The sequence below is a fragment of the Senegalia massiliensis genome, assembly GCF_900626135.1.
In the GTDB taxonomy this organism is placed as follows: Bacteria; Bacillota; Clostridia; order Tissierellales; family SIT17; genus Anaeromonas; species Anaeromonas massiliensis.
Genome location: NZ_LR130785.1, coordinates 641,436 through 658,844, shown reverse-complemented (window position 1 = coordinate 658,844; position 17,409 = coordinate 641,436). Strand labels below are relative to the sequence as shown.

At 27.4% G+C, this 17,409-nt stretch carries 19 protein-coding genes; 2 read left to right on the top strand and 17 right to left on the bottom strand.

The annotated features are described in order from the left end of the window. Positions 1–9: 9 nt before the first annotated feature. The 5 genes from E0D94_RS03230 to E0D94_RS03210 all read right to left on the bottom strand — a co-directional run bounded on the left by E0D94_RS03230 (position 10) and on the right by E0D94_RS03210 (position 4,916). Entirely contained in the window at positions 10–1,182 is a 1,173-nt protein-coding gene (locus E0D94_RS03230; RefSeq protein WP_130805866.1) for a LegC family aminotransferase, read from the bottom strand. Between the two features lie 15 nt (positions 1,183–1,197). After that, a complete protein-coding gene (locus tag E0D94_RS03225) occupies positions 1,198–2,178 on the bottom strand; it encodes an NAD-dependent 4,6-dehydratase LegB (protein ID WP_130805865.1) in 981 nt (326 codons plus the stop codon). 242 nt (positions 2,179–2,420) lie between these two features. Then, positions 2,421–2,861: an OsmC family protein gene (locus E0D94_RS03220; RefSeq protein WP_130805864.1), complete on the bottom strand. Its 441-nt coding sequence runs from the start codon at positions 2,859–2,861 to the stop codon at positions 2,421–2,423. Between the two features lie 86 nt (positions 2,862–2,947). Then, positions 2,948–4,384 (bottom strand): APC family permease, encoded by a 1,437-nt coding sequence (locus tag E0D94_RS03215; RefSeq protein WP_130805863.1) that lies wholly within the window; start codon positions 4,382–4,384, stop codon positions 2,948–2,950. A 61-nt stretch (positions 4,385–4,445) separates the two neighbouring features. Next, complete coding sequence (locus E0D94_RS03210; RefSeq protein ID WP_130805862.1) at positions 4,446–4,916, bottom strand: nucleoside deaminase; 471 nt, start codon at positions 4,914–4,916, stop codon at positions 4,446–4,448. Between the two features lie 81 nt (positions 4,917–4,997). Between E0D94_RS03210 and E0D94_RS15170 the strand changes: the two genes are divergently transcribed. Further along, the gene (locus tag E0D94_RS15170) at positions 4,998–5,189 is read left to right on the top strand and encodes a protein rep (protein ID WP_207289622.1); all 192 of its coding nucleotides are present in this window, start codon (positions 4,998–5,000) and stop codon (positions 5,187–5,189) included. A 366-nt stretch (positions 5,190–5,555) separates the two neighbouring features. Here E0D94_RS15170 and E0D94_RS14695 read toward each other — a convergent pair whose 3' ends face one another. Next, positions 5,556–5,732 (bottom strand): hypothetical protein, encoded by a 177-nt coding sequence (locus E0D94_RS14695; protein ID WP_165442846.1) that lies wholly within the window; start codon positions 5,730–5,732, stop codon positions 5,556–5,558. A gap of 446 nt (positions 5,733–6,178) precedes the next feature. Between E0D94_RS14695 and E0D94_RS14690 the strand changes: the two genes are divergently transcribed. Further along, entirely contained in the window at positions 6,179–6,325 is a 147-nt protein-coding gene (locus E0D94_RS14690) for a hypothetical protein (RefSeq protein WP_165442845.1), read from the top strand. A 151-nt stretch (positions 6,326–6,476) separates the two neighbouring features. On the opposite strand, the gene E0D94_RS03205 is transcribed toward E0D94_RS14690, so the two are convergent. From E0D94_RS03205 to E0D94_RS03160, 11 genes are all read right to left on the bottom strand, one after another. Further along, positions 6,477–7,355 (bottom strand): ROK family protein, encoded by an 879-nt coding sequence (locus tag E0D94_RS03205; protein WP_130805861.1) that lies wholly within the window; start codon positions 7,353–7,355, stop codon positions 6,477–6,479. 22 nt (positions 7,356–7,377) lie between these two features. Beyond that, the gene (locus tag E0D94_RS03200) at positions 7,378–8,328 is read right to left on the bottom strand and encodes an ROK family protein (protein ID WP_130805860.1); all 951 of its coding nucleotides are present in this window, start codon (positions 8,326–8,328) and stop codon (positions 7,378–7,380) included. A gap of 3 nt (positions 8,329–8,331) precedes the next feature. Continuing rightward, the gene (locus tag E0D94_RS03195) at positions 8,332–8,982 is read right to left on the bottom strand and encodes a D-sedoheptulose-7-phosphate isomerase (protein ID WP_130805859.1); all 651 of its coding nucleotides are present in this window, start codon (positions 8,980–8,982) and stop codon (positions 8,332–8,334) included. Positions 8,983–9,050: 68 nt separating this feature from the next. Beyond that, complete coding sequence (locus E0D94_RS03190) at positions 9,051–9,983, bottom strand: ABC transporter substrate-binding protein (RefSeq protein WP_130805858.1); 933 nt, start codon at positions 9,981–9,983, stop codon at positions 9,051–9,053. 51 nt (positions 9,984–10,034) lie between these two features. Then, positions 10,035–11,051 carry an ABC transporter permease gene (locus tag E0D94_RS03185; protein ID WP_130805857.1) on the bottom strand — a complete coding sequence of 339 codons (1,017 nt, stop codon included), beginning with the start codon at positions 11,049–11,051 and terminating at the stop codon, positions 10,035–10,037. Further along, complete coding sequence (locus E0D94_RS03180) at positions 11,051–12,586, bottom strand: sugar ABC transporter ATP-binding protein (protein WP_130805856.1); 1,536 nt, start codon at positions 12,584–12,586, stop codon at positions 11,051–11,053. The genes E0D94_RS03185 and E0D94_RS03180 overlap by 1 nt, the downstream gene beginning before the upstream one ends. A 130-nt stretch (positions 12,587–12,716) precedes the next feature. Then, the gene (locus E0D94_RS03175) at positions 12,717–14,126 is read right to left on the bottom strand and encodes an ATP-binding cassette domain-containing protein (RefSeq protein ID WP_130805855.1); all 1,410 of its coding nucleotides are present in this window, start codon (positions 14,124–14,126) and stop codon (positions 12,717–12,719) included. Positions 14,127–14,154: 28 nt separating this feature from the next. Further along, entirely contained in the window at positions 14,155–15,168 is a 1,014-nt protein-coding gene (locus E0D94_RS03170) for a sensor histidine kinase (RefSeq protein ID WP_130805854.1), read from the bottom strand. A gap of 9 nt (positions 15,169–15,177) precedes the next feature. Next, positions 15,178–16,758, bottom strand: coding sequence for a response regulator transcription factor (locus E0D94_RS03165; protein ID WP_130805853.1), 1,581 nt, complete (start codon positions 16,756–16,758; stop codon positions 15,178–15,180). A 154-nt stretch (positions 16,759–16,912) separates the two neighbouring features. Continuing rightward, the gene (locus E0D94_RS15070; protein ID WP_278044675.1) at positions 16,913–17,038 is read right to left on the bottom strand and encodes a hypothetical protein; all 126 of its coding nucleotides are present in this window, start codon (positions 17,036–17,038) and stop codon (positions 16,913–16,915) included. A 64-nt stretch (positions 17,039–17,102) separates the two neighbouring features. Then, positions 17,103–17,300, bottom strand: a complete 198-nt coding sequence (locus tag E0D94_RS03160) for a cold-shock protein (RefSeq protein ID WP_130805852.1) — start codon at positions 17,298–17,300, stop codon at positions 17,103–17,105. Positions 17,301–17,409: the final 109 nt, after the last annotated feature.

Genomic DNA, 17,409 nt, shown 5'->3' with positions numbered 1-17,409 from the left:
AACTAAACTCTATAACGTCTCATGATCCTTTAAACAATTTATTACATAAAATACATCTTCCTTACTTAAATTTGAACTACAAGGTATATTTATAATATTTTTTAAATAAGTCTTTGCTTTTTCTATTTTATAAGTCTGACTACCTAAATAAGGATTTTGATCACTTATTAATCCCCATATAGGTCTTGATTGAACATTTTTTGAAGATAAATATTTAATAATTTGATCCCTATTAAGTGAATAATATTCATCACAATAAAGTGCATAGAACCAATAATTTGGTCTTATGTCATCTCTAAAATCTAGTATTGTTAATCCATCAATACTCTTGATATATTTCTTATATAAATTATAATTTTCTTTTTTATTTGCAATAAACTGTTCAAGTTGTTCTAATTGTGCAATTCCAAGAGCTGCTTGTAAGTTAGTCATCCTATAATTATATCCGATTTGATCATGAGTGTAATACAACGTATCACTTTTAGCTTGAGTTGTGAGATGTTTTGCTCGTTTAAGAAGATTTTCATCATCTGAAACTATCATTCCCCCACCACCAGTAGTTATAATCTTATTTCCATTAAATGAATAAATTCCAACATTTCCAATAGTTCCAGCATATTTTCCTTTATATTTACCTTTAATATAATAAGTACCTATTGCTTCAGTAGCATCTTCTACAACTTTAAGATTGAATCTATTAGCAATATCCATTATATTCTCCATATCAGCCATATTTCCAAATACATGGACAATCAATATTGCTTTTATATGTTTATTAGTCTCATTATTAATTAATTTCCCATCTATAAAGGTACATTTTTCTTCACAGAATTCTAATAGTTTATCTGTATCTATAGTAAGTGAGTCATCACAATCCATAAATATAGGCTCTGCCCTTACATATTTAACAGGATTAACAGCTGCAATAAATGTAAGTGTAGGAACAATAACTTCATGTTCTCCTGTTATTCCACACACTTCTAAAGCAATGTGAATGCCTGAAGTTCCATTCTGACAAGATACAGCACCTTTGGATTTTACATATTCTGCGGTTTTTTGTTCAAATTCAGTAACATATGTACCACCTGTTGAAACCCATTCAGTTTCTACTGCATGAGTTACATATTCAAGCTCTCTTCCTTTCAAGTTTGGTACAGATAAAGGAATAAATTTTTGGCTCATAGCTTGTCCTCCTGACTATATATTATAAATGTCTGTTTTATATTTATCTAAGTTATTTTTAAAAAATTCAATAGTTTCTGAAAGACCTTGCTCAAAAGTATAATTTGGTTTCCAATTTGTAAGATTTTTAATTTTGTCATTAGCTCCTAATAATCTATTAACTTCACTCTTTTCTGGTCTAAGTCTTTGTTCATCACAGATGATTTTTGCATTAGGATTTATCTGTCTTATTAGTTCTTCAGCTAATTGACCAATAGATATTTCCTGTTGAGTTGATATATTAATTTCTTCACCAATTGTTTTATGAGATTTTGATATTTCTATAAATCCATTTGCTGTATCTTTAACATAATTAAAATCTCTTGTTGGAGTTAATGCACCTAATTTAATCTCTTTTTTTCCATCAAGTAATTGAGTAATAATTGTTGGAATAACTGCTCTTGCTGACTGTCTAGGTCCATAAGTATTAAAAGGTCTAACTATTGTTATAGGCATATTAAAACTTCTATAAAATGATTCTGCTAATCTATCTGCGCCAATCTTAGTTGCTGAATACGGAGATTGTCCTTGATATGGATGACTTTCGTCAATAGGTACGTATTGTGCAGTTCCATATACTTCTGATGTTGATGTTACTAAAACTCTAGATATATCTAAATCTCTAGCAGCTTGAAGCACATTAAGAGTCCCTTTAATATTTGTATCTACATAAGCATCAGGTGAATGATAACTAAAAGGTATAGCTATCAAAGCTGCTAAATGAAATACTTCCTCAATACCCTTCATTGATTCTCGAACTCCATTTGGATCACGTACATCTCCTGTAAAAACTTCAACCTCTTTCATTATTTCTTTAGGTAATGTATCTAACCATCCCCAAGTATTAAATGAATTGTAATATGTAAAAGCTTTGACTTTATTTCCTTGTTTTACTAATTCCTCAGTTAGGTGACTTCCTATAAAACCATCAGCACCTGTTACAAGTATTTTTTTCATATGTAATCACTCCCCTTAAAATACCACTTATATCTATTAATAAAAAAATTAACGTCATAAATTATTTTATATAATACAATTTCATTATATCGTAAATTTAAATCTACTTCTATAATTCTTTTAACTATAGTATTATATGACTAGTACTTGCTTTAGTCCTATTTAAGATAAAAACCTCTATAAATTTTCTAAGAAAATTTATAGAGGTTTTTATTTCTAAATCATATTAATAATTATATAAGCTATTTTTTAACACTATATTCTACTACTAAATCTGTACCATTAGAAACAGTATCTCCTACTGGACAAAACTGCTTAACTTTTTTCATCATTTCATTTATTTTTTCTTCTGATTCACTAGATTTAATAATGAAATTAGACTTGATATTAGATAGTCCTGGTCTTATTTTCGTATTCCCTTGAAAACCTTCAGTATCAATTTTTCCTTCAAGTTCAATTCTTATATCTTCAATTTCTATCCCCATATCCTTAGCCATCATTTTAGTTATAATAGATTGACATGAACCAAGTGCACAAAGTAATGCTTCTACTGGATTCATTCCACTATTTGTACCTCCACCATCTTCAGGTTCGTCTAAAATCATCTTAAATTCTCTTGCAGTAGATTCAACTTTTACTCCTTCTAATAAATGTGATGTAGCTTTAGGAATTTCTATAGCCATATTTTATCTCCTTAATTTTATGATATTTATCAGCTATAGTTTTTACTATAAAAAAATTAATTATTCATTTGAATATTTTCTACAAATTATTTTTCAACTTGTCTTTTTATTATTAGTCTATTTAACTCTTCACGAGGTAATTCTTGATATGATTTTCTAATAGATATATAAAATATGATACCAAGTGCAATCCATACAAAAAGAGCTATTCTAGATGGTAATGATAAATATGCTGGCATTCCTGGTACTATTAAAAGTAATACAAACCCTATAGCAAGAATGCAACCTAACACACTAAATATTTTTAAATACATCTTACCTTTTTCTTTTCTAAGGAATTTAAATGCTGATGCTGAAGTATAAAAATATCCAATAGCTGCACCAATAGATGCCATATCTACAACCCATGTTAAAACTTGTCGTCCAAACCATGGTGTGATCAAAGAAATAAGGAGTACAAATTTCAAAGCATTTACAGGGGTATGATATTTAGGGTGAATTTTACCAAACCAACTAGGAAGAGCTTTTGCTCTTGCCATAGATAATAATAATCTACTAGCTGCCATATAAAATCCTATAATTCCAGCAATTATCGCAGAAATAAGTGCAAGTCCAAGTAAAACAAGACCAACATTACCTAGAAGAGATTCAATTGCATCACCTGTTATCCAAAAAGGATTGCCTTCCATAGCACTATCCCAAGGCAAAACCATAGCTGTAACTGTATTCATAGATATATACATAAGACCACCAAAAACAATAGCAGCTATCATTATTTTTAGAGCTTTCTTAGGAGAAAAATCAAATTCTTCAGCCGCTTGAGGAATAGAATCAAAACCTACATATGCCCAAGGAGCAATTGCAACTATTGTGAGAATTCCTGATAATGGTGGAATTCCTTCTCCAAAAAATGGTTTTAAGTTATCTATTGGATTATCAGTACGTAAAAATGCCACAATAGTTAATATTAAAATAGCACCAACTAAAATAAAACTCATTATTGTTTGTAAAACTCCTGAAACTTTAATTCCTTTAATACTAGTTATTGCAAATATAATTAAAGCAATGGAAGCAAATAAAACTTCACCTAAATAAACTTCCCAACCTGCTATAGAATACATTAATCCTCTTTGTAAAACGCCTGGAAACATATATCTTCCTATCATTGCAAGAGCTGTGGCATTTAAGGGTACAATGGATAAATAAGATAATCCTAAAAGCCAAGCACATACAAATGCATGATTTCTACCAAATCCTTTAAATGAAAATGCAAATTCCCCACCTGCTACAGGGAACTTTTCTACCATATATCCATAACTTATAGCAATTATAGACATTATAAGTGCACCAATAGCCATTCCTATAGCTGTACCTAAAGGACCAGCTGTCTTTAAAAATAAATTTCCTGGCATAACAAAAGTGCCCCATCCAATAATACTTCCCACTGCTAACGAGAATACATTAATAGGACTTAGGCTCTTTTCCAGTTTTACTTTCTTTTTCTTTTTTAAAATATTAAACACCTCTTAAATAATTTTACCATATATCTTATCATAAATAATGTTGATTGTCTAAATTTTTTTCCTAATAATCCTTATGAGGCCTTTCAACATCTTCTTTCATGCTTTCCATAGGTCCTATAATTTCAATATCCTTACCACTATTATCTACTAGCTCATGAATAGAATAATAAATACTCCCTTCTCCTTCACCTTTTAATTCATTAAGTCTTTTCTTACTTATACCAAATACTATTCTTCCAATACCACTCCAGTATATTGATCCAGTACACATTGTGCAAGGTTCTGCTGAATTATACATTGTACATTTCTCTAAAAATTCTTTATCATATTCTGCTGCTGCCCTTCTTGCTATTTTGATCTCTGGATGACCTGTTATGTCATTCTCTGTGACTTCTGTATTTTGATCTTCCATTATTATATTCCCATCAGAATCAACTAATATAGATCCAAAGGGATTGTTACCTTTTTTCTTTGCATCATATGCAAGTTCTATTGCCTTTTTAACATAATATTCATCATTTTTCCATGGCATAAAATTTCAACTCCTTTATTAATTTAATTTATACCCTCTTAATTACATATTAAAAGACGATGGGTTGTATCAAATGTTTTCTTGGAAAAGGTCATTGGAAATTGCTATGGAGAAGATTTTAAAAAATCTTTGGATCATATGACAAAATCTTTTAATAGATTATCTAAAAGAAAAGCTTTTAAACAAGCAGTTAAAGGCCATTTTAGGAGTTTAGAAATAACTTATAATAAAAATATAATACTTATCATCCTCATTTTCATTTTTGATTTATAAAATTTATAAATTAAAGTTCATTTTTAAAAATGTTAATGGATAGATATACCGTACAGATATAGAGTTAAGATAAATAAATATTTTTTAGTTTTTTAAAATTATTTATTTATGGAAAAAGAATTCTAGTGAAGATTAGAATCTAATCTTCACTAGAATTCTTAATATTGTTAATTTATAGACAATTCCTATTAAGATTTTTTTTGCTATGTAGTATATATTACCATCAGCCTCACCATTTAAAATATTAGGAAATCTTGCTGTGAAATTTTCCTACTTAGTAATACCATTTGTTATTGAATAAAGTTTTCTTCCTTTAACTTCAAGCATTCTAGGAGTAAATGTTATAAAAAATCTTTCACCTGAATTTTATTTAGATGATAATTTTTTAAAAACATATCCAAATAACATAAATATGGCTGCTATAACAAATGAACCTTTTAAATTTCCTACAATGTTAAATGTACGATCAATTAATAAATCAGCAAGGAAAATTATAATAAAAAATTCTACATATGTAACAACAAATTTCTTTATAACGTCCATAATATTCTCCTTTAATAAGAAATAAGTTCGCAATACCAACACTCCGATTTAGGAGCTACTTTATATGTTACTACATTTCATTTATAATAGAGATTCTATAGTTAAATTATAGAATATTATGGAATATAATGCAAGCTTTTAATGTTGATGTTTTCGCAACCTAATTTGGCAACAGAAGGGAAGTGATTCAATGCTAGATATTATATTAACACTCATGTTTAATACTTGTTTTTAGTTTATTTCGATTTAAATATTTTTCTTTTGGTATAGTCAATGAGTTTATTTTAAGAGTAGATAGAATTACAGGAAAAAAAGAATATACATTTCAGAGAGACTTGAGAACTTAAGAAAAAATTCGAAGAAAATATAACTACAGAGGAAAAAATTATTGAAAGAATGAATCGTTCAATTCAAGCCGAAGTATATTTTCTTATATAAAAACTGGAATGAATTACTCAAGATTTAGACATAAAACTATGGAAAAGATTATTGCAGAGATGAAGCTTTTATCCATTGCAATAAATATAAATAAATTAAGTAATAAAGTACGATCTAACAAAGTAGGCTTTACTAGATATAAGGAAGCAATATAGCAATAATATATATTTAATTTTATTAAGAATTATAAAGCATACTTATTTACTAGAACATAAAAAAGAGCATTTCATAACTAATCAATTAGTTATGAAACAGCCCCATCGTCGTTTATATAATTTAATATAATATCCACATTTTCCGAAAAATTTAATATGTTTTTCCACAATATCCACATTCTTTAGAAGCTAATACTAAACCTCCAATAATACCTGCATTATCTTTTAATGAAGGTTTTACTATATAATCATCTATATTAGGTACTTCTACATAATCTGAAAGTAATGATTTAAATTCCTTTTTTACTAAACTTAACATATGATCTTGATTCATTACTCCTCCACCTAATATTATCTTTTCTGGTCTTATTATTAATGTATAATTTACTAGAGCTTGAGCTAAATAATAAGAAATAAACTTCCATACTTCATGATTTTTATCTAATTTGTTTCCACTTACACCATATCTTTTTTCTATTGAAGGTCCTGCTGTAAGTCCTTCCAGGCAATCTCCATGGTAAGGACAAAATCCTTCATATTTATCTTGTACATGCTTTTTAATTAAAATATGTCCCATTTCTGGGTGACTAAATCCTTCCATAAAATCTCCATTTATTATAGCTCCTCCACCAATACCTGTTCCTACAGTAAGATAAATGCAGCTATTACTTCCTTTTGCACTTCCTAGATAATATTCTCCTAAACATGCTGCATTAACATCTGTAGTCCAACTAATAGGTATATTATAGTGTTTTTTCATCTCTCCAAGAAAATTAAAATTTTTCCATTTAGTTTTAGGAGTTGATGTAATGTATCCATATTTATCTGAGCTTTTATTAATATTTATAGGACCAAATGATCCTATACCAATAGATTTTATATCTTTGTATTTATCAAAAAAATTAAATATTTCTTTTAGTGTTGATTTTGGATCTGTAGTTGGAAATGATGTCTTATCAATTAAATTAAATTCCTCATCGCTTACAGCACATACAAATTTAGTACCACCTGCTTCAATTGATCCTAACATAGTAAGCCTCCCTTAATTTAAATTACCCTAAAGCTGTTACTATAGCACCATAGTCTCCTATTTCTTCACCTAACATTGCAGGTACTATTTTAACTACTTTACTTGATGATTTAAGTGCTTCCTTCTCAATTTCATTGTACATTTCTTCTTTTAAGAATTCACCTGCTCTTTTATAAATACTTCCAGCAACTATAATTTCAGGATTTAATATATCTATAAGTATAGATAATCCTTTTCCAAAATATCTACCAGAAGTCTTAAATATATCTAAAGCATCTTTATTTCCTAATTCTGCAGCTATAGATACATCTTTTGTTGTTATATCTTTAATTTCTCTTTTATCAAATGATGCTCTTAATCCTTTGTTTCTTAGAGATTTAGCTTCAAATTGAGCTAATTGAGCTATTCCTCCACCACTACAAAACCCTTCAAAGCTTCCAGATTTACCATATCCAATAGGTCCTTCATCTTCTAATCTAATATGTCCTACTTCTCCTGCCATATTAGATGCTCCAGTATATAGCTTATTATTTAATATAAGACCTGCTCCCAACCCTGTACCAAATGTAAGAAAAATTAAATTTTCATAGCCTACACCAGCACCATACCTCCATTCAGCTAAAGCACATGCATCTGCATCATTTTGCAAGTTTGGTTTTACACCTATTTTTTCATGAATATAATCTACTACAGGAACATTATCCCAACCAGGAAGATTAGGTGGAGATAATATAAGTCCTTTTTTATTATCTAGAGGTCCTCCACAAGAAATTCCTAATTTCAAATCATCTAAAGATATATCGTTATCTTTTATAGCTATTTTTGATTTTTCCATTAACTGTCCTATAACATTTTTCCAATCTCTTGTTGTTTTAAATTCTTCTCTTTGGAGAATTTTTATTCCAGAATCATTTACTTGAGATAATATAAAAGCAGTTTTTGTACCTCCTATATCATATCCTATTACAAACATAAATTAACCTCCAAAAATTTCATATTCTAATGCCCTACATATAAAATGATATAGAGGAAGATGATACTCTTGAACTTGATATGTTTCATCTAAAGGTACATTTAACAATATGTCACTAGTGCTTTTTAATTTTCCACCATCTTCTCCTGTTAATGATATAACCATCATTCCTTTTGATTTTGCTGCTTTTGCAGCATAATAAACATTTGAAGAGTTCCCAGATGTTGATAAAGCTATCAATATATCATTTTCATTTCCATATGCATATACTTGTTGAGCATAAATCATATCAAAATTCACATCATTACCATATGCTGTTAAAAATGTTGTTTGAGAAACAAGGGAAATTGCTGGAATTGCTCCTTCCATATTACTACTCATATATTCATATTCATATTCATTACAATTTTTTCTCAAATTATTTTTAAAATCATCTTCAATTGGTCTATCAATATAGAATTTTTTCAATAATTCTCCTACTATATGTTCACTATCAGAGGCACTACCACCATTCCCACATACTAATATTTTACCATTTCCTCTTATTGATTTTACTGTTTTTTCTATTAAATTTCTTAATCTTTCTTCTAAATAATCTAATTTTGGATATTTTTCAATTAACTCATTTAATATTCTTTCTGTTTTATTTTTCAATAATATCACCTCATATATAGTTTAAAGAGGTTACTTTTGTAACCTCTCTAATTTATTTTGGAACTCTATTAGTTTTCAAGTGATTCTTTGTTTATTACAGAAACACCTGTATCTACATATTCTTCATTAATTTCTTTTCCTTCAAGTGCATCTACTGCTGTCTTTACTCCTTCATAACCCATTACATCAGGATTTTGTGACATAGTAGCAAGTATATGTCCTTCTTCAATCATTTGTAATATTGTATCAGATTTATCAAAACCTACTCCTATAACTTCTCCACCTGCTTCTTTTATAGCATTTCCAGTTCCAACAGTAGAACCTTCATTTCCACCAAATATTCCTACTACATCTTGGGTTATATAGTTAGCAGCTATATCTTTTGATTTTGCTGCATCACCATCTCCATATTGAGTTTCTAGTATTTCAAAATCTGTTCCTTCAAATGCACTTCTAAAACCTTTTTCTCTTTGTATAGTAGAATCTGTAGATGCATTAACACTTACTACACCAATTTTACCTGCATTAATACCTTTTTCTTCTAATGCTTTTTTCATTTCTTCCCCTGCAAGTTTTCCTGCTGCTTCATTATCTGTTGCTAAAGTTTGAACTGCTGGAAAATCAGCTGGTGAATCAACATAAACAATTTTTATACCTTCTTTTTCTGCTTCCTTAAGTGCTTGAGTTACAGCATCTGGTCCATTAGCTGCTAATAATATTGCTTCAGCTCCACCTGCAATTGCATTATTTATACTTTCTATTTGTTTTGCATCATCTTTTACGTCAGGTGCTAACCATTCATAATCTACATTACCTAATTCATCTGCTGCTTCTTTAGCTCCTTCATCTACTGATACCCAATGTTGATCCATTTGATCCATAGTTATTAGATATACTTTGTGAGAATCACCACTACCACTGTCTGAATCATCAGAACATCCTACTATTACTGTTATACTTAGAAATACAATTAACATCATTGCCAATATTTTCTTTTTCATTTTATTCCCTCCATTTTTTTATTTTTAAAGGTTTCCCTTTAATAACTTAATTTAAGATTTTGCTTTTTGCTTAGACTTAGATTTATTTTTATTAGCCCTTACAACTATGTCAAGAAGAACAGATACTATAACAATAATACCTATTACTATATTCCTAATAGCTACAGGTGCACCAGCAAATTGAAGTCCATTTTGTAACACTCCCCATATAGATGCCCCTACTACAGTTCCTAAAAGTATTCCTTGTCCTCCTAATGTACTTATACCTCCTATTACAGAAGCTGCTACTGCATATAATTCATATGAAGTACCTGCATCCATAGTTCCCATACCACTTGTAGCTGTAGTTATAAGACCTACTGTTGCAGCACACACAGAACTTACTACATATGCTTTTGTTATGGTACTAGATATATTAACTCCTGAAAGGTGTGCAGCACTCATATTACTACCTACCGCATAAATATGTCTACCTGTTCTAGTTCTACTAAGAATAAAGTTAAATACTAACCAAATTCCTAATGCTATCCAAATTGTATTATATAGTCCAAATGTTTCTCCATAATAAAATAAATCTCTAAATCCATCAGCATGTGATCCAATAGAATCTGTATTATAGTTATTATTAACAATTTGTGCAATACCTCTTGCTATAGTCATAGTACCTAATGTTGCTATAAATGATGGAAGCTTAGCCTTTGATATAAGTAATCCATTTAATAATCCTATTCCTAACGCTGCAATAAAAGTTATAAATACAGCAGCCAAAGGATCCATACCTTTTGACATTAATGTAGCAGAAATCATAGTACTCATTCCAACAACTGAACCTATTGACAAATCTATATTTGCAGTAATCAATACATATGATTGACCTACACCTATAAGTATAATTGGTGCAATTTGTCTTAATAAGTTTGATATGTTTCTACTAGAGAAAAAAGTTGGGTTTAATAATCCAAATACGATGACTAATGCTACAAGTCCTATTGAAACTGTAATTACTTGGCCCATACCTCTTCGTGAAAAAATCTTTTTAATTTTACTAGTGTTACTTTTAGTCCCCATTAAATACTCGCCTCCACTTTGTTAATCTGTTCATTGTTAATCTTTTTGTCAAATTTAGTAGCATACTCTAAAATAATATTTTGTGTAGCATCTTTTATATCAAGTTCTTTAGTTATTTTACCTTCAGCCATAACTAAAATTCTATCACTAATACCTAACACTTCTGGCATCTCAGAAGAAACAAAAAGTACTCCAATACCCTTGCTTTTTAATTCATTCATCAAATTATAAATTTCAACTTTAGATCCTACATCTATTCCTCTTGTAGGTTCGTCAAAAATTACAATTCTTGAATTTCTTGAAAGCCATTTACCTACTACAACTTTTTGCTGATTTCCACCAGATAGACTATCGGCATTAACTTCAGCACTTGCAAGTCTTATATCTAAATTTTCTACTGCTTTTTGAATCATTTCCTCTTCTTTTTTGCTATTCACTATACCGAATTTATGAGCTAATAAGTCAAGATTTGGAAGAGAGATATTTTCTCTTATACTAAGCTTTGTACATAATCCATCATTTTTTCTATCTTCAGGAGCAAGAACTATTCCTGACTTAATAGCATCTATAGGCTTATTAATACTTACTTCAACGCCGTCAATGAAAATTTTTCCTGAACGTTTAGAATCTGCTCCAAATATTGCTCTAGTCATCTCAGTTCTTCCTGCCCCCATTAAACCAGCTATTCCAACTATTTCTCCTTCAAATACTGAAAAATTAATATCTCTTACTAAATTACCAGCACTTAAATTCTTAACTTCGAATATTTTCTTTCCCACATCACTTTTGATTCTAGGAAATTTTTCTTTTATTTCTCTTCCAACCATATAGGATATAATTTCTTTAAGTGTAGTTTCTTTAAAATCTAAAGAAGTAATATATTGTCCATCTCTTAATACAGTAACTCTATCCACTATATGTTCTAATTCTTCTAATCTATGAGATATGTATACTATTCCATGACCTTCTGATTTCAATTTTTTTATTATTTTAAACAAATCATCTATTTCTTTAGAAGTTAAAGCAGATGTAGGTTCGTCCATAATAAGTATTTTTGCATTAGTTGATAGAGCCTTTGCGATTTCAACCATCTGTTGCTTTGATACAGATAAGTCTCCTACTAAAGCCTCTGGATCTATAGCTATATTTAATTTATTTAATATTTCTTTTGCTTCTATATTCATCTTTTTCTCAGACAAAACACCCTTTTTAGATATCTCTCTACCTAAAAAAATATTTTGAGCTACAGTTAAATGATCACACATATTTAACTCCTGATGTATAATTGCAATACCTAATTCCTGTGCTTTAACTGGATTCATATCTTCAATAGTTTCACCAAATATATTTATAGTACCACTATCTTTTGTATAAACTCCTGATAATATTTTCATAAGAGTAGACTTCCCTGCTCCATTTTCACCAAGTAAAGCTAAGACTTCTCCAGATTTCAAATCGAATGATACATTATCAAGTGCCTTAACACCTGGAAAACTTTTGGAAACGTTTTCTATTTTAACAGCATAATTACTCAAAAGAACCCCTACTTTCTTCATTAAATATCTTTGTTATTATTATTTAAATACATAGTACCATAACTAATAATACGACGAGGTAGATATTCTTTTGATTTAGGGGGACATTCATTAGATTTTAAAAAGGTTTTCAAAAAATACTATCATCTTTTATAGTTATAAGTCTATCTGATACAGTTAAAGTATCTGATAAGCTTACAGCAAGAATTATAATTGTTATACCTTCATTTTTAAGTTTATTTATTAATTGAATTATTCTAGCTCTTAAATACATATCTGCACCAGAAAAAGGCTGCATTAGAAAAACTAACTTAGGTTTAAATTCATAAACTTTAAAATATATTAAATCGTACAGAGATTTTTTACTTAAATTAGAAATATCATTTTCATCTATATCTACATCTTCTAATATTTTATATTTTTCTTTAAGTATTTTTATTTTCTTTCTAAATGAAATATTATTATTTAGCTTTTGTTCTAAAAGAAACATTAGATTTTCTAAATAAGACATATTAAAAAACAAAAAATTATCTATTGGATTTTCTGGTATAAATAATATTTCATTTTCTATAAGAGAATTAAGATTTCTTATAGATTTAATTGTTTTTCTATTAAAGATTATATTCCCATCAATAAGTGTCAGATTTCCCTTTAAAAATTCAACTATATCTTGAATTCCTTTATTATCTTTATCAAGTATGGTTATACATTCACCTTTATTTATCCTTATATTGAGCTTATAAACATTAGTGGTAGTAAAATCTTCAAATCCAATAATAGTATTTTCATTATCTGATATATTAGAATTTGTATTACTATCAAACTCAACTATATAAGGTAACATAATTTCATCAGAATAATCATTTTTTTCTATCACTTTTACTATTTTCCCATCTTCTAAAAGACAAACTCTATTACATATCTTAAATGCTTCTTCATGATGATTTGCCATGTAAAGAAATGAAATGTCTTTCTTAGAATAATATTTAATTAATTTCTGAAAATTATATAACTCATTTATACTTAGAAAATTAGATAATTCGTTTAAAATTATTAATTTAGCACCATTTATAACAGCCTTTATAACTTCAACAACAACTTTCTCAAATTTAGATAAATCAGAAATATATTTATCTGGATTAATGTCTAAATCAAAATGTTCAAAAATAGATTTTGCCTTTTTCCTTAATATATTTTCATTTATAATAAACTGATTTAGAGTATTATTTAATACATAGATATTATCAATAACTTTCAACCCAGAGATTAATTTTGTGTTTTTATCAATAACATAAACCTCATTATATTGCATATCACTATATTCATAATAATTTACAAGCTTTTCATCAAAATATACTCTTCCATAATCAATATTTAAATTTTTAATAATTAACTCAATAAGCTGTTCTTTACCATGATTATCAAGAGGCAATAACCCTAATATTTCTCCTTTTCTTATATTAAAATTTATATTATTTAAATAGGTAATACCGTCAATCTTCCTACTAACATTTTCTATTCTTAAAATTTCTCCATTCATAATATCAACCTTTTATTTAAATTTAAAATTAATCTAATACAAATGGTATAGTTATTTCAACATCAGTTCCAGCACCTAACCTACTATACATATAAATACCATATTCATCACCAAAAATAAGTTTTATTCTGTTATTTACATTAATCAAGGCTATACCACCTTGATTATTACTATCTTTTTTCATATATTCTAAGGATGCTCCTCTAAGTTTTTTATTTATTTTATCAACTTTTTTTTCATCAATTCCTACACCATTATCTGATATTAAAATAATAAGTCTTTTTTCAGTAGCTCTAATTCTTAAAGTTATTTCTCCTTTACCAACCTTTGTTTCTAATCCATGAAATATTGCATTCTCACAAATAGGTTGTAAAGTTAATTTAGGGATTTTAGCTCTCAATGCTTGTCCTATATCATCTATCTCATATTTAATATTTAAATTTATTTTATCATCAAATCTAAACTTTTGAATCTTATAATAATTTTTCAAATTTTCTAATTCATCACTAAGAGTAACAAGTTTAGATATATTTGAAATTGTATATCTAAAAAATGTTGCTAGAGACTCTGTCATATCTGCTATACTATCAACCTCTTCTATTAATGCCTCACTCCTTATTGCTTCAAGGGTATTATATAGAAAATGAGGGTTGATTTGATTTTGAAGTGCTAAATATTCAGCATGTTTTTTGGAACCTTCTATAAGTTCTTTTGTATCTATTATTTCTCTAAACTTTGCAAAGGTCTTATATGTTTCATGACTTATATGCACTCTAAGACTAAATACACCTTTGAAGATATCTCCTTTATAAAATAATTTTAAAACTTTAGCTATCTTTTTATGTGGTTCATAGACCCATTTATATGAAATATAAACTATTCCAATTATAAAAATAGACCATAATGCTAAAAAAATATAATTACTTATAGTTTCAATATTAAATAATAAATATATAAAAACTATAATATTTGCTACAAAATTAATAATAAAAAGTATCCATATTCTATCTAATAAATAATAATTATCTTTTTTAAATTTCATTTCACACACCTACACGAATAGTTTTCTATATTCTTTTGGTTTTAAGCCACTATATTTTATAAATGTCTTAGTAAAATATTTAGAATCATTATAGCCAATCATACTAGATATATCTTGAATCTTAAGATCAGATTCCTTTAATAATTCTTTGGCTTTTTCTATTCTTACCATTGAAAGATATTCTACAAAGGAAGTGCCTGTTTCTTTTTTAAAAACACTACTAAAATAACTTGGATTAAATCCTATATAGTTTCCTACGTCTTCTAACTTTATATTTTCCATATAATTTTTTTCTATAAATTCTTTAGCTTTTATTATTTCTATCATATTATTTTGAAAGCTTTTTTTAGTTATTGAATTTATATCTTCTAATAAATATTGTAATGAATCACTAAATAATCCGTCTATTGAATCTGAATTATCAATAATATTTTTAATATCTTTATGTTCTTCACTTAAATTATTCTTTTTGAATTTATTGTTTTTTAATACTAAATAGTATGCTTTAAATAGTTCCTGAAAAAAATCTTTTAAATTTATTCCTCTTAAAGGCATATTGCTTATATCTTGCTTAAATTTCATAAAACTATATTCTATTTTTGCATAATCTAACATTTCCACATACTTTATAAATCTTTTGAAAAAAACATAAAATATATCTTCTACCTCTTTTTTTATAGGTAATATTTCTTTATATTTATATATTTTGTTTTTACCATAAAGTATTCTATCTTCAATAATTGAATTAGAATCATGGAAAGAAATATTTAGATCATTAATTTTCTGAGCTTGACTTCCATATGAAATGGTTACTTGAAAATTCTTTATTCCGATAATATACTCAATTATTTTTTTATGCACCTGTTGTATGGATATTTCAATATTTTCTAATTGTTTTAAATTATAATTTAATATTAAATATATATTATTTTTGTTTGTTATAATTTCACATTCATTTACATCTGATTTTAAGTTTTCTTTGATTATATTAACTATTTCTGTAGTCATAACTGTTATATCATTATATAGTTTTGTATTATAATCAATTTTAAATAAAACAACATTAAAATATTTTTCTATAAAGTTAAAATGATATTTTTCATTAACTTGAGATACATTAGTATTATTTAATCCTTCATTTTTAAAAAGAGCATTATTTAAAAAAGATGTTCTTATTAAATTAACATCTTTCTTTACAATTTCTATATCAATATTTTCTTTGATATGTTTTTTTACATTAATTAATGTTCTAGTGAGTTTTTGTTTATTTATAGGTTTTAATAAATAATCCTTTACTCCAAAGCCTATTGCCTTTTTAGCATATTCAAATTGTTCATATCCACTTATGATAATAAACTGTAAATTTTCATCTATATTTCTTGCTCTTTCTATCATTTCTAAGCCATCATAACCAGGCATACGAATATCAGTAATAACTATATTTGGCTTCTTTTCTTTTATAAGCTCTATTGCTTCTATACCATCATTAGCTTTTCCTACAATTTGTAGACCTAATTTTTCCCATTGAATTAATTTTTCTATGAGTTTTAATATTCTTTTTTCATCGTCTGCTATAATAACTTTTATCAATATATTTTACTCCTAACATGCTAAATTTAGATTAATAAAGGCAACCTATAATCCTATTATTTAAGGTAATCATCATATTATTAGTTACATATAGTTATTATAAATCTGTGGATATTATACCATAGGGATAATAAAACTACCATGTCAAACAATATTAAAAACTATCATATAATTCCATTATTATAATGTGATATTCCTTATGTGGTTCTACTATTTGTTCTGCTAATGATAAATACTGATACATAAAATAACTTATGCCTTCATTTCTACCTTTAGTCACAAAATTAGAATTATAGGCATCAAAAAACCCTAGAATATATTATATCCTAGGGTTGAAATATCAATTATTTAGCAACGATATTTTCTGCTTGAAGACCTTTTTGTCCTTCAACTGCGTCAAATTCTACTTCTTGACCTTCTTCTAAAGTTTTGAAACCATCTTTTTGAATTTGAGAAAAGTGAGCGAATACATCTTTTCCGTCTTCTCCTGTGATAAATCCAAATCCTTTTTCTGCGTTAAACCATTTTACTGTACCATTCATAATGTGTACCTCCTAAATTTTATTTCTTAAACTCATTTTAATAATCCACTAATAAAATCTAGCTGGATACTATATTGAATAGTACGTATAGATATATATCGTGTTACTA